This is a genomic window from Arthrobacter sp. TMP15 (genome assembly GCF_039529835.1).
Lineage (GTDB): Bacteria > Actinomycetota > Actinomycetes > Actinomycetales > Micrococcaceae > Specibacter.
Map to the genome: position 1 here is coordinate 1,769,102 of NZ_CP154262.1, position 13,488 is coordinate 1,782,589.

Genomic DNA, 13,488 nt, shown 5'->3' on the forward strand with positions numbered 1-13,488 from the left:
AGAGTATGTCTACTCTGGAAATCAAGGATCTGCACGTTAGCATCACCACCGAGCAAGGCACCAAGTCGATCCTCAAGGGTGTCAGCTTAACCATCAACACCGGCGAAACCCACGCCATCATGGGCCCCAACGGTTCCGGTAAGTCAACGCTCGCGGCAACTATTGCAGGTCACCCGCGTTACACGGTGGACAGTGGATCCATCACTCTCGACGGCGAAGACGTTCTGACAATGACTGTCGATCAGCGTGCCCGCGCCGGCTTGTTCCTGGCCATGCAGTACCCGGTAGAAATCCCCGGCGTGACCATGACCAACTTCTTGCGTACCGCAAAGACCGCGATCGACGGCGAAGCCCCCAAGTTGCGTACCTGGACCAAAGACGTCAAGGCTGCCATGGCGCAGCTGCGGATCGAGCCGGAGTTCGCCGAGCGCAACGTCAACGAAGGTTTCTCCGGTGGCGAGAAGAAGCGTCATGAGATTCTCCAGCTTGAACTGCTCCATCCCAAGTTCGCAGTTTTGGATGAGACGGACTCCGGTCTTGACGTTGACGCATTGAAAGTTGTTGCCGAGGGCGTAAACCGTGCAATCGACGCCGGTGGACTGGGCACTGTGCTCATCACCCACTACACACGCATCCTGCGTTACATCAAGCCGCAGTTTGTTCACGTGTTCGTCGATGGCACCATCGCAGAACAGGGCGGCCCGGAACTTGCAGACCGCTTGGAAAATGAAGGCTACGACCGTTTCTTGGTTGCCGAGTCAACACCGGCCTAAACGCTGCACAACTCAACCATCGCTAAGAAGGAATCATGACTGACATCAGCGAAACAAGCGCACCCATTGTTGCTGGCCAAACTGACCTCGAAGACGTCGAAGAAGCACTCAAGGACGTCATTGACCCCGAGCTTGGGGTTAACATCGTTGACTTGGGACTGCTGTACGGCCTGCGGTATGGAGACGACGGCGCCTTGCTGTTGGACATGACGCTCACCACAGCGGCCTGCCCCTTACAGGACGTCATCGAAGAACAGGTTGAAAACTCACTGAACCCCATTGTGGATGAATGGCGGATCAACTGGGTGTGGATGCCGCCGTGGGGTCCGGAGAAAATCACGGACGACGGCCGGGATCAGATGCGGGCCTTAGGCTTCAACATCTAAGTAGCAAAACCAACTCGCAGCAACCAATGAATTGCACGTTCTCCATGCAATTCATTGGTTGCTGCGAGTTTTTTTGCTATCCCCGTTCTGGGCTATACCTTGGGCACAGAGAAGGTGTCACAGGTGGCTAGATCTCCGCTCTGGTACCCGGCGTAGAGCCATTTTTGACGCTGTTCACTGGAACCGTGGCTCCACGATTCAGGATTCGTGCCACCGGTAGCGGCCTGCTGGATCCTGTCATCGCCCACTGAAGACGCCGCAGACAAGGCATCGTTGAGATCGTCCTGTACTAGGGGCTTCATGAACGGCTCACTGGTTCCCGGCGCTGGTGTTGATGAGGCATGCCGCATCCAAATCCCCGCATAACAATCAGCTTGTAGTTCGGTACGCACGGCGTTGGACTGGGCTCCAGTGCCCCCTTGCCCGGCACGGTCAAGAGTCCCCATAAGGTTTTGTATGTGGTGCCCGAACTCGTGTGCCACAACATATTCCTGGGCTAGCGGGCCACCAGAGGAACCAAACTGAGTTTGAAGTTGGACAAAGAAATCTGGATCGAAATAAGCCTTAGTGTCTCCAGGGCAGTAGAACGGACCAACGGCAGTAGTCGCCTGTCCGCACGCTGTATCTACTCCTCCAGAAAAGATGACTGTTGTGGGCCTGAGATACTTCACCTCGGATTGGTTTTGGCCGGATATATTCTGAGTCTGTTGAGCAAGATACGCCGGCCAGAATGCGTTGAGCGAGTTAGCTGTGCCCAGAATTCGGCAGTCGAGGAGGTTGTTGGCGTCCTCTCCGGTTTGACAGCTTTCAAGCGCTGCGCTGCCGGATTGCTCAATCGCCGGTTGATTCTCCGTTCCCTCAAGCACAGAGGCAAGCAGATCAGGATTAATCCCTAGGAGTGCCCCAATGAGGACCACAATGCCGCCCCCTAAACCAATCCCGATTTTTCCGCCACGGCCCATTCCGCCACGGCCACGGCGATCCTCCGCCTGAGATGGGTCAAGGCGAGCACCTTCATTAAAAGTCATGAGAATAGAGTAGCGCCTGTGGCACATTTTTGAATTAGCCCGGCACGACTGTCTAGAGGCCAGCCACCGGTATCCAGGGCCTAGCCACAGCTACTGCATCCACATGGAAACCCGAATCTCCTCTACGATGAAGAGGATGCCTTTCATCGAGAAACTCAAGGACTGGGCTAGTAGTCGTGGCGGCGATTGCGCGCTGGTTGCAGGCGAACAACGTTATAGTTTTGCCCAGCTGCTCCAAGCTGCGCAAACTGTTCACAAGGACCCAGCTACTAACCCGGCAATGAACTTGATCCCGGACACTGTCCACGGACTGGTCCCGGGGACTTCCGTGAGCGCAGATAGTTCAACTGCTGGCCAGCTAGTGGTCGTTGACGCTGCTTCCGGGGCAGACCTGGTGGTCCAATTTTGTGGTGCTGTCTTCCACTCCCTGACGGCAATGGTACTGGAAAACGGCTGGCCGCTTGCCCTGCGCCAAGACTTGAAAGGTGCAGCAGAGGCCTGGCTAGAAGAACGGAACAATGACGTATCGCCGCCGTTCTTACTCGGTCTTTCTTCCGGGACCAGCGGTCTGCCCAAAGCGTTTGTTCGCAACGCCGACTCGTGGGAAACCTCCTTCGCAAATAGCACGGAGTACTTCGGGCTGGGAACTGAGACGGTGACACTAGCACCCGGGCCGCTGGCTGCCAGCATGAATCTCTATGCTCTGGGCGAGTCCATCTATGCAGGATCCACTTTCGTCATCCTGCCCAGCTTCAATGCCGATGCTGCTTTATTAGCAATAGCACGCAACAAAGTTAACCGCGTTGTGCTGGTGCCAACTATCCTTGACCTGCTCGCGGCCCGCGGTTTAGCAACAAAACAAAGCGGGGACGGAATTTCCTCCATTCTTTGCGCAGGTTCTGTGCTGTCTGCATCCACTGTGGCATTGGCTCATCAATGGGCACCCAATGCAAAAATACAGCAGTATTATGGTGCCGCAGAACTGGGTTTCGTTGCCGCTTCCACACTAAAATTTGCGCCCACAAACTCGATCCTGGCACGGCCCCAGGATTTGAACTTGCCGTCCGCACCAGAGCTCCAAGGTAACTCTTCTCTCGTAGATGTCACTAAAGGTGCGGTGGTTAGGAAAGCAGGACAGAACAGGAAAGTAGGAGAGGACGCCCCTGCCGGAGTTGGCACAGCATTTCCTAGAGTGGAGATCAGCATTCGGGATGAAGTTGGCAACCTCCTACCAGCGGGGCAATCAGGCTATATTTTCGTCAAAAGTCCTTATGTTTGCTGTGGCTACGCATGGGGTGACGATGGGCTGGCCTTCGGTACTCTCAGAGCTGACAAGCACAGAGTTTCCCCAGCTCCATTGTTCTCTGCTTCATTGTTCTCTGCCCCATTGGGCAGTGGTGATGACGGGCAGTGGTGCACTGTCCGTGATCAAGGCCATCTTGATTCCCAAGGTGTCCTGCATGTAGCCGGCCGAGCCAGTGACATGATCATCGTGGCCGGCACGAATGTTTATCCGCACCATGTTGAGGAAGTCCTGGCGATGGCTGATAACTGTGCCGGTGTGCTCACAATTGTTGTCACAGGTATTGCCGATCCCGTCAGGGGTCAGCGCGTTGTTGCAGGAATTTACAGCTCTGCAAGCCTCCTGGATGGAGATCACAGCGCCACAGGCAGCACCACGGCAGGTGCGGTTTCCTTCATGGCGGCACTTCGCCACGTGGCATCAACATTAACAGCGCAGCAACGCCCAACCAGGTACTTTGAAATGTTGGAACTGCCGCTAACTAATAGCGGCAAAATTAGCAGGGCCATCCTCTCCCAGTGGATCAACGAAGGGGACACCCGTGCCCAGCGAATTACCTAGCTCCACCTCCGGAACTCCAACCACAACAAGCGATCCCGACACAACAGCCGTCATCATTGCGGGCAGACGGCTTCCCACAGCGAAAGCAGGGGGTGCCTATAAGAAATACCGGGCCCATGAACTTGCCTCTGTCGTCATTAGAGACCTGATTGCCCAATCCGGGATTCCAGTGTCGGAAATTAGTGATGTCATCCTGGGTAATGCTGTAGGTGGAGGTGGCAACGTTGCCCGGCTCGCCGCATTGACGGCTGGACTTCCGCACACTGTCACAGGACTTACTGTAGACAGGCAGTGTGGTTCGGGTTTGGAAGCCGTGGTGCTGGCCGCCAGACTAGTTCAGGCCGGTGCGGGGGACCTCTATCTGGCAGGGGGAGTGGAGAGTATCAGCACCGCCCCTGCGCGGGCACACAGGCTGGCTGATGGCGGCCTTGAGTTTTTTGCGCGGGCACAGTTTGCGCCCGAGGACATTGGTGATCCAGATGCCGGTCAAGCGGCGGAGAATGTAGCCGCGCACTATGGCATTACACGCCAACGCCAGGACGCCTACGCCTTAGAGAGCCATGACCGGGCGATCAAGGCGGCGCAGAAAGGGCACTTTGCAGATGAGCTTATCTCCTTCGCCGGACTCCTCGCCGATCAGGGGCCACGACCGAACCTTACGCCATCCCTGATGGCCCGCTTTCCCGCCGCTTTTGTACCCGGTGGAACCGTTACTGCAGGGAATTCATGCCCGTACAGTGATGGTGCGGCTTTGCTGCTTGTTACGTCTCTAACGCGAGCACGAGCAATTGCGAGTCAGCAAAGAATCACCGGAGAAAGTGCACGGGGATTGAAATTTATAGATAGTGCCGTGCTGGGCAATGAGCCTACCTTGCTCGGAGCTGGAGCCGCTTATTCCACCCGCAAGCTCATGTCCCGCACGGGCCTTAGCCGCAACGGGTTGGCTGCGGCCCTGGTCGAGTTCAATGAAGCTTTTGCCGCGCAAGTTCTGGCCGTTGCAGATCTTCTCGGAGTAGATCCCGGCATCTTTAACCACGACGGCGGTGCCTTGGCCTTGGGGCATCCGTACGGGGCATCTGGGGCTGTCCTTGTGACGAGGCTGCTAGCCCGTGCCCGGCGCGGCGCCGATTTAGGCACAGATGCCCTCGCCATGATCAGCATGGCAGGTGGAATGGGTATTACAGCGCAATTCCAGTGGACTCAGATGCATGACTCGTAGAACTAATAGAACTTATAAGCTCAGTAGCCCCAGATAGACAGCTGCACATCGGTGCCGCCGGGGATCATGTTAGCCTCAGCACTTTTCTACCCACCATCGTCTCTGGAGTCTTCCAGGGACCTAAACTCTTCAGGGGCTCGGACTCTTGGTTGGGTTAGCTACTCTCAGGCTCACCGAGACCACGGGCGGCCAAGGCATCACCCGTGGCGCGGGCATAGCCCACTGTGGCAATGACCACCGGCAGTGAGCGGGCCAGTAGGTTTCTTTCAAGGCCTCGGGCGCGGGCTGCGTCACGGACATCGGCAAAGGCCCCTATGACAAAGGGGATGCTACGAAGCATCAGCGCCACTGTGAGAGAGAACCGTTCGGGGTCTGCACCAAACCGCTTTAACGGCATCACAAGCGCAGCCAAACCATCCAGGAGCTCGTCAACGGGTGTTGAGGCCGTCAAAATGTTTGAAGCCAGCACTGTAGCGAGGATCGCGGCAATGACGCTCCATGCGACCCATGGGCCGTGTTGCCACCACTGGTACCCCATGATCAGCACCAAAAAGATTAGCATCATTCGCACTGCTCGCCACATGCGCTGCCAGCTCAGACCGGCCAAAAAGTGCCCCACCACAACCACAACCAAGGTCAGGGTGGTTGTGAGAACGCCAACGCGCGTTGAAACTAACGGGGAGGCTAAACACAGAACGGCGATACTAAAAAGCAGGAGAGCTTTAATGCCCAGCGACAAGCGGTGAATCACCGAGGTTCCCGGGACATATCCGGCTACTAGAAAGGCCTGTCCGCGCACTAGAGCGCCAACTCCCGGTACCGGGCGATCGCCTCTTGCGGATCGCCGTCGAACACTAAATCACCGTGGTCAATCACCAGAACACGGTGGAAGGTTGCGGCCAACGTGAGGTCGTGAGTAGACATGATCAACTGCTGAGGAAGTGTTTCAAGACGTTGCATGAGCATTCTCGTGTTGCGCAAATCAAGCAGGGTTGATGGCTCATCCAGCACCAATATCTCGGGAACAACGGCCAACACTGTGGCAAGGGCCGTCAGTTGACGTTCACCACCTGAAAGTTCATAGATGCTGCTTTCCGCCAAATGTTCAAGACCGTAGTCCGCAAGGATGGCCAGGGCCTTGTCCTTGCGCTCCCGCTTACCCAGTTTCTGCCGGCGCAAAGACAGCTCTACGTCTTCTTGAGGTGTTGGCATGACTAACTGGGACATGGGATCCGTAAAGACAAAGCCCACGCTGCGTCGCACCGCCGATGACTCAGTGATGGTATTGCGGCCATTGACAACGACCGTGCCGGTCGATGGGCGCACAAGCCCGTTCAGCATCCGCAATAAGGTCGATTTACCGGATCCGTTTGCGCCAATGACAGCAATTCGAGACTCCGTCAGCCGCAAGGTCAGAGGCGCCAGAATTCTTTTGGCGTCCTGGCGTCGAGGATCAATCGGGGGGATGCTGACACCGGCCTGTGTCAGGACAATGGTGTTTTGAGCAGAAGGGTTCACTTGCTTCGACGGAGCAAAAGATCCGGGAACGCCCGGTGCAGGCTCAACGCAATGATCACGGCTAGAACATTCTTGAGAATGTCGCCCGGCAAAAAAACAACATCCGCGAGCATGGCCGTTGGCAGGCTCATGCCTTTGATGACAAATCCCACAATTCCACTGAGGTGAATAACTACTGTACCCGCCATGGCTGCAGCAAAAAGCGCAGCGGCTCGCCAGCGGCTGCGCACTGCCCACGTGGCCAGAAGGCCCACAGTTGCGGCACCGAAAATGAAGCCAATGATGTAACCAGCCGATGGGCTCGCCAACACTGCCGGGCCTGCCCGGAAACCGCTAAAAATTGGAAGCCCGATCAGCCCCAACAGCACGTACAGCCCTACGGCTGCAGTCCCTCGGGCAAAACCAAGAACAAGACCGCACAGCACTACCACCAGCGTCTGCAAGGTGATGGCTACGCCCGCTGGGCCAACATTGATGCCCGGTACTGCAATGGACGCTGCCAAGAGAGCGGCAAAAACAGCGATCAGCGAGAGGTCCATAGCGCCCCATCGGACTCTCCGGGAGCGTAGCCCATCCTTATTGTTGGGCGCATCGGAGAGTGGAGTTGATGTACTCAATGTCTCATCCACAGGTCGTGAAAAACTCATTATTGCTGCTTTCGGTAAAGTTTTGCCAAGGTAAGAGTTGGACGAACTCAGATCCTCGTTAGACTAGGTAGGTTGTTCAACGCTGCTCTCATCCGGAACCGGAGAAATACGTTTCGCGGCACTTACCCACTTACGTGAAAGGTTACTACGTTGATATCGGTCCAAGACCTTGAGTTACGTGCTGGAGCGCGCCTGCTCATGGACGAAGTATCCTTCCGCATCGACTCCGGTGACAAAATTGGTTTGGTGGGCCGTAATGGCGCCGGCAAAACCACCCTAACCCGTGTATTGGCCGGGGAAGGACTCCCTGCAGGTGGCAAGGTCACCCGTACCGGCGAGATCGGCTACCTACCGCAGGATCCCCGCACCCCTGACATGGAGCAGCTTGCCAAGGACCGTATCCTCTCGGCCCGTGACCTTGATAAGGTCATCACCAAGTTGCGCAAGGCTGAAAGCGACATGGCCAGTGAGGACAACTCTGTTCGGGACAAGGCAATGCGCCGCTACGACAGGCTTGAGGTGGAGTTCCTTGCTAACGGTGGTTACGCCGCCGAGGCGGAAGCAGCCGCCATCTCCTCCAACTTGGCACTGCCTGAGCGCATCCTGAACCAGCCCCTAAAAACCCTTTCAGGTGGTCAGCGACGGCGGGTGGAGTTGGCTCGGATTCTCTTTTCCGGGGCCAAAACAATGCTCTTGGACGAGCCGACAAACCACTTGGACGCCGATTCCATCGCTTGGCTGCGCGACTTCCTCAAAAGCCACAATGGCGGTCTGATTGTGATTAGTCACGACACCGAACTCCTTGAAGCCACTGTCAATAAGGTTTACCACCTGGATGCCAACCGGGCCACGATTGACCAGTACAACTTGGGTTGGAAGAAATACTTGGCTCAGCGCGAAACTGATGAACGGGCACGACGCCGGGAGCGGGCCAACGCTGAGAAGAAGGCCGGAGTCCTCATGGACCAGGCAAACAAGATGCGTGCCAAGGCCACCAAGGCTGTGGCCGCGCAGAACATGGCCAAGCGCGCCGAAAGGTTGCTGGCCGGGCTCGAAGAAGTTCGCGCCCAGGACAAGGTTGCAGCGTTGCGCTTCCCCGATCCTGCTCCTTGTGGAAAGACCCCTCTGACCGCTGAGGGCCTTAGTAAGTCCTACGGCTCGCTGGAAATCTTCACCGATGTCAGCCTCGCTATTGACCGCGGCTCCAAAGTCGTGATTCTGGGTCTAAACGGTGCTGGTAAAACAACTTTGTTACGCATGCTTGCAGGTGTTTCCAAACCAGACACGGGTGAAGTGATTGCCGGCCATGGACTGAAAGTGGGCTACTACGCCCAGGAGCATGACACTCTTGATGTAACCCGCACCGTCTTGGAAAACATGCGTTCCTCAGCTGGTGATATGAACGACGCCGAAGTTCGCGGCATCCTCGGGTCCTTCCTTTTCTCCGGTGATGATGTGAACAAGCCTGCCGGAGTACTCTCCGGCGGTGAAAAAACCCGTTTGGCGTTGGCTACTATCGTTGCCTCAAGTGCCAACGTGTTGCTGCTTGATGAGCCCACTAACAACCTTGACCCGGCCAGCCGCGCAGAGATCTTGGGAGCACTGAAGAACTACACGGGCGCTGTTGTCCTTGTTAGCCACGATGAAGGCGCAGTGGCAGCACTGGATCCTGAACGCGTGGTCCTGTTACCTGACGGTGACGAGGACCTCTGGAGCCAGGACTACCTAGACCTGATAACACTGGCTTAGCACTAAGAATTTCTGCAAGAACTGCCGTTCGCTACCTTTAGCGGACGGCAGTTTCTTTTGCACCAGTGGTGGCCAAGAGTTGGCTATAACTCATGGAGAGCATCGCTTGATGGCTGCCAGCGCCCGCCCACAGCACCGGAAACTGGGCCAGATCGCAGTCAAGAAATGTGTGAATGGGTCGGGGGTGCCCCAGTGGAGCGACACCTCCCACCGGCTGCCCGGTGTGCTGGAGAACAAATTCCGGACTCGCTCGCCTGATTTTTCCTAGGCCGTGTACCCGGGCAACGAGTTTCACGTCTACTTTTGCCGCCCCGCTGGCAAGGATCAGCAGGGGAGCGCCGTCACATTCGAAAATCAGGCTGTTCGCAATGGCACCAACCGTGCAGCCAAGCACAGCAGCTGCGGTGGCAGCCGTGGCAACCGATTCCGGCACAACTATCACTGTGTCCGCCAGCCCTGCTCTAAGCAAAGCTGCCCGTACGTTTTCAACAACCGGGTCTTCACCAGCATCTTCAGAAGGATAGGGCAGTGAAGTGTTCAACTCTTTCATCCGTTTAGATTAGATGAGAAAAAACACAGCGGCCAAGCAAGTTTGACGGGCTGGTGAGTCTGACTAAAAACCCTGCGCATCCAAAAGTGCATCCTCTGCTTCCTCGGCGGTGGGTTTGGCTCCCGGACGGCGACGCTTGGGATGCTGGCGGGGATGGAATGCCGATCCTCTGCCGTAGACCTCTTCCACCGGTACGCCTGACGCCTGTGCCTCTTGTGCGTCAAAGTCATCATTGCGGCGTTGTGTTCTGGCAGCATAGCCAAATCCGACGAATGCCAGGATCCCAAAAGCGATCCACTGGAGTGCGTAACTGAGATGTGAGCCTTCATCGATAGAAGGGGAGGGGAACGCTACGGGGCGGATGGCGGCCGCTGGTGTTTCACTGGCCAATTGTCCGTAAGCACCTTTTTTGATGGGGTAATTCAGTTCCGCGGCGTAGTCATTGAGCTCAATGGTGGCCAGCTGACCCGGGGGTGCTCCACGGTCAAGCTTGGGCTCAGGCGGCTTCAGTCTTGCAACGACGCTGACAACACCGGGCTCCGGCTGCGGGATGGCATCTGGATGCCCTGCTTCCTTGTTGCCAATAGGCAGCCACCCACGGTCGATAATGACCGTGTCACCGTTTTCCAAGATCAACGGGACAAGCACTTCATAACCAGCAGCGCCGTTGAGAGGACGATTACGCACAATGCGTTCATCCGCCACCTGATAGGTGCCTTTCAAACGAACCTGGGTCCATTCTTTTGCAGGATCAAGAGTGTCAAAATTTGAAGCTACGTCCGCATAGTCATAAATCGTGCCAGCGTAGTTCTCCTGGATTTTACTGATGTTCTCAACCACGGCATTGCGGCGGTTGATTTGCCAGTTTCCCAAGGCCACGCAGGCGATGGCAAACACAAGTGCCATGGCAAAATAGCCCATCCACCTGCTGGAGAACAGAAATTTATAGGTCTTCATGAACTAGACAGAGTCCTTAGGGCTCAAGGGCTGAGTTTCCTTCCATAAGGAACGGCTTTGCAGGTAGTCTTCCAACCACGCTGCGTGATCGGAGCAAGCCAACCAGATCTTGCGTCGCTCAGCTGTGTGAATCTTGGGATTGTTCCAGAGCAGCGCGGTAGTGGCATTCTCACGACAGCCTCTCCGTGAGCAGATGGGAGTCTGGGGTTGCTCCGTCACCGGTTTTCCATCCCCGGGCAACATATCGAAGATGTTCATGATGCTTGCTCTCCTGCTTCTGGGCCATCCATGTTTGGGTCTTTCATGTTTGGGCTATCCATCTCATCCGGGACAATCTCACCGGCGAGTACATCGGAAACACCACTTTCGTCATCCTCAGTACTGTTCTGCCCACCCTCGATGCCATAGGTTGGGGCATTTTCAAGCAGTTCAACTCTCTCTTGGTGAACAATGTCTGCCCCACCATTAGCGATCACCACAGCAACCCACGGCAGAACCACGGCACCGATGACGGGTATGAGCTTGAACCATCCGTCGAAAACAAAGATTGCCGCAAGGCAGACCATCCGAATGCCCATCGTGACAGCGTATTTCACCATACGGCTGTGCATGTCTTCGCTATGCGCAATGGCCGCATTGGTAATGGCTTGGACGCTAGAAACGGGCGCACCGTGACGGTACTTGCTGCGCCGTTCCGTACCGGGCTTCGGCATGGCTGATTGGTCTTTCATCACACTCCCAGGGACACCCTTATTCTCTCACCGAGAGGGGGCACAACCAAAAGCCAAGTGTGTGGGCGCAGCCCTTTCACCGTAGGATTCATTAACTGCAGCTAACTTTCAAGAGTAGTCGTCGGGTACCTTGGGGGATTGTCCAGGAGTCTTCTCGATAACCAAAGCAATTTGCTGCTCCAATCCGTCATTTTGATCTTTGTTTTCTTTGGAGGAATACATGAGTACACCGGCAGGCGACGAACGCCAGGCTCGTAGTGTTTTGGTCACCGGCGGGAACCGTGGCATAGGACTTGCCATTGCTCAAGCCTTCCTGGCCAACGGCGACAAAGTTGCAGTGACCTACAGGAGCGTTTCAGAGCTGCCCGACGGAATACTCGGTGTCAAGGCTGACGTCACGGACACAGCCTCCGTTGACGCAGCTTTTACCGAGGTCGAGGCGGCGCACGGCCCCGTAGAGGTTTTGATTGCCAATGCCGGCATCACCAAGGACACCTTGTTGTTGCGCATGAGCGAGGATGACTTCACCTCAGTGGTTGACACGAACTTGACAGGCGCCTTCCGGGTTATCAAACGCGCCTCCAGGGGAATGATCCGCCTACGGAAGGGGCGTGTGGTGCTGATCTCTTCCGTTGTGGGTCTCTATGGTTCACCCGGGCAGATCAACTACGCCGCGTCAAAGGCAGGACTGGTTGGTATAGCCCGCTCGCTGACCCGCGAGCTGGGTTCCCGCGGGATTACAGCCAATGTTGTGGCTCCGGGATTCATCAGCACCGACATGACAGCGGCGTTGCCAGAAGAAACACAGAAGCAGTACCTGTCCACCATTCCGGCGGCTCGTTTCGCCTCCGCGCAGGAGGTTGCCAACGTTGTTCGCTGGGTGGCAAGCGATGAAGCTGCCTATATCTCTGGCGCCGTCATTCCTGTTGACGGCGGTTTGGGAATGGGCCACTAGCACGCAGATGGCTCGGGCAGCCCGACTTGTGCTAGCGATCCCTCATCCAGTGCCTGGTGGGGCTTTCAAGCGCTTCCTAGGCGTTTTGACTAGGCCTGCGGTGGCAGCTATGACGTGGCGGCTGCTTGAGCACGGATAAGATTCGATATAAAGCCCAAGGCAACCCCAACCGCCCGGCACAGATTGATCAGTTCAAATTAAGGATGTTTTATGGGAAAGCTTGACGGAAAGACCGCTATTGTCACCGGATCCTCACGTGGAGTTGGCGCCGATGTAGCGAAGTACCTCGCCGCTGAGGGTGCCGCGGTAGTGGTTAACTACCGCCAGAAGGCCCCGCGCGCCAACAAGGTTGTGGCGCAGATCATTGAGGCCGGCGGCCGCGCAGTTGCTGTTGGTGCCGACCTCACAACTCAGGAGGGTGTCCAGAGCCTTGTCAGTGCTGCCCTGGAGAACTTCGGTTCACTGGATCTCTTGGTTCTGAACGCCTCTGGCGGCATGGAAAGCGGCATGGCCGAGAACTACGCGCTGCTGTTGAACCGTGACGCACAGGTCAACCTACTCAATGCGGCCATGCCGCTGCTGCCCGCTGGCTCGCGCGTGGTGTTTGTCACAAGCCACCAGGCGCACTTTATTGAAACTGTGCCCACCATGCCGGAGTACGAGCCTGTAGCTAAGAGCAAACGTGCCGGTGAGGATGCCTTGCGCGCCTTGATCCCGAATCTGGAAGCGGAGCACATCTCCTTGGTGGTGGTCTCAGCTGACATGATCGAGGGAACAGTCACCGCAACGCTCCTTGACCGTGCAAATCCAGGCGCCATTGAGGCTCGCCGCGCCGAAGCCGGCCGCCTCTACTCCGTATCCGAATTTGCTGCTGAAATTGCCAACATGGCAACCGCAGACGTTCCCAACGGTCACACCGAATACGTGGGCGGAGCCAGCACCTTCAAATAGGCCAGGTAGACCGCTGCTGCACCCTGGCGGCTGCACCTTGGCGTAAACACACATTGATCGAGCCCGTTCCAATCCGTATGTGCGGACCGGAGCGGGCTCGATCGTGTTTGTACCTAGTGCGCATCCTTTTACAATCGGCTTATTCGCCCAAGACCAGCAG

At 56.5% G+C, this 13,488-nt stretch carries 15 protein-coding genes; 7 read left to right on the forward strand and 8 right to left on the reverse strand.

Going from position 1 to position 13,488, the window contains the following annotated elements; genetic code table 11:
- Positions 1–5 precede the first annotated feature (5 nt).
- Positions 6–773: a Fe-S cluster assembly ATPase SufC gene (gene sufC / locus AAFM46_RS07725; RefSeq protein WP_343320255.1), complete on the forward strand. Its 768-nt coding sequence runs from the start codon at positions 6–8 to the stop codon at positions 771–773.
- Between the two features lie 35 nt (positions 774–808).
- Positions 809–1,159, forward strand: coding sequence for a metal-sulfur cluster assembly factor (locus AAFM46_RS07730; protein WP_283526840.1), 351 nt, complete (start codon positions 809–811; stop codon positions 1,157–1,159).
- 92 nt (positions 1,160–1,251) lie between these two features.
- Here the strand turns inward: AAFM46_RS07730 and AAFM46_RS07735 are convergent, their stop codons facing one another.
- Positions 1,252–2,187 (reverse strand): neutral zinc metallopeptidase, encoded by a 936-nt coding sequence (locus tag AAFM46_RS07735; protein ID WP_343320257.1) that lies wholly within the window; start codon positions 2,185–2,187, stop codon positions 1,252–1,254.
- Positions 2,188–2,323: 136 nt separating this feature from the next.
- Here AAFM46_RS07735 and AAFM46_RS07740 point away from each other — a divergent pair, with 136 nt between their 5' ends.
- Positions 2,324–4,051, forward strand: coding sequence for an AMP-binding protein (locus AAFM46_RS07740; protein ID WP_343320258.1), 1,728 nt, complete (start codon positions 2,324–2,326; stop codon positions 4,049–4,051).
- Entirely contained in the window at positions 4,032–5,270 is a 1,239-nt protein-coding gene (locus tag AAFM46_RS07745; protein ID WP_283526846.1) for a thiolase family protein, read from the forward strand. The genes AAFM46_RS07740 and AAFM46_RS07745 overlap by 20 nt, the downstream gene beginning before the upstream one ends.
- Positions 5,271–5,424: 154 nt before the next feature.
- Here AAFM46_RS07745 and AAFM46_RS07750 read toward each other — a convergent pair whose 3' ends face one another.
- Genes AAFM46_RS07750 through AAFM46_RS07760 form a run of 3 tightly spaced genes read right to left on the reverse strand, consistent with a single transcriptional unit; the run spans position 5,425 to position 7,435 of the window.
- A complete protein-coding gene (locus tag AAFM46_RS07750) occupies positions 5,425–6,069 on the reverse strand; it encodes an energy-coupling factor transporter transmembrane protein EcfT (protein WP_343320260.1) in 645 nt (214 codons plus the stop codon).
- Positions 6,069–6,737: an ABC transporter ATP-binding protein gene (locus AAFM46_RS07755; protein WP_343320411.1), complete on the reverse strand. Its 669-nt coding sequence runs from the start codon at positions 6,735–6,737 to the stop codon at positions 6,069–6,071. Before AAFM46_RS07755 ends, AAFM46_RS07750 begins: the two co-directional genes overlap by 1 nt.
- A gap of 47 nt (positions 6,738–6,784) precedes the next feature.
- Positions 6,785–7,435: a biotin transporter BioY gene (locus AAFM46_RS07760; protein WP_283526850.1), complete on the reverse strand. Its 651-nt coding sequence runs from the start codon at positions 7,433–7,435 to the stop codon at positions 6,785–6,787.
- Positions 7,436–7,585: 150 nt separating this feature from the next.
- On the opposite strand from AAFM46_RS07760, the gene AAFM46_RS07765 reads away from it, so the two are divergent.
- Positions 7,586–9,184 carry an ABC-F family ATP-binding cassette domain-containing protein gene (locus AAFM46_RS07765; protein WP_343320262.1) on the forward strand — a complete coding sequence of 533 codons (1,599 nt, stop codon included), beginning with the start codon at positions 7,586–7,588 and terminating at the stop codon, positions 9,182–9,184.
- 37 nt (positions 9,185–9,221) lie between these two features.
- Here AAFM46_RS07765 and AAFM46_RS07770 read toward each other — a convergent pair whose 3' ends face one another.
- The 4 genes from AAFM46_RS07770 to AAFM46_RS07785 form a co-directional block, all read right to left on the reverse strand.
- On the reverse strand, positions 9,222–9,734 hold the full coding sequence (locus AAFM46_RS07770; protein WP_343320263.1) for a YbaK/EbsC family protein: 513 nt from the start codon (positions 9,732–9,734) through the stop codon (positions 9,222–9,224).
- Between the two features lie 63 nt (positions 9,735–9,797).
- Positions 9,798–10,691, reverse strand: a complete 894-nt coding sequence (locus AAFM46_RS07775) for an SURF1 family protein (protein ID WP_343320264.1) — start codon at positions 10,689–10,691, stop codon at positions 9,798–9,800.
- Between the two features lie 3 nt (positions 10,692–10,694).
- On the reverse strand, positions 10,695–10,949 hold the full coding sequence (locus AAFM46_RS07780; RefSeq protein WP_343320266.1) for a hypothetical protein: 255 nt from the start codon (positions 10,947–10,949) through the stop codon (positions 10,695–10,697).
- Entirely contained in the window at positions 10,946–11,422 is a 477-nt protein-coding gene (locus AAFM46_RS07785) for a DUF3099 domain-containing protein (protein WP_343320267.1), read from the reverse strand. The genes AAFM46_RS07780 and AAFM46_RS07785 overlap by 4 nt, the downstream gene beginning before the upstream one ends.
- A 220-nt stretch (positions 11,423–11,642) precedes the next feature.
- Here AAFM46_RS07785 and AAFM46_RS07790 point away from each other — a divergent pair, with 220 nt between their 5' ends.
- Together AAFM46_RS07790 and AAFM46_RS07795 are read left to right on the forward strand one after the other, a co-directional pair.
- On the forward strand, positions 11,643–12,377 hold the full coding sequence (locus tag AAFM46_RS07790; protein WP_343320269.1) for a beta-ketoacyl-ACP reductase: 735 nt from the start codon (positions 11,643–11,645) through the stop codon (positions 12,375–12,377).
- A 210-nt stretch (positions 12,378–12,587) separates the two neighbouring features.
- Positions 12,588–13,328: an SDR family oxidoreductase gene (locus AAFM46_RS07795; RefSeq protein WP_283526867.1), complete on the forward strand. Its 741-nt coding sequence runs from the start codon at positions 12,588–12,590 to the stop codon at positions 13,326–13,328.
- Positions 13,329–13,488: the final 160 nt, after the last annotated feature.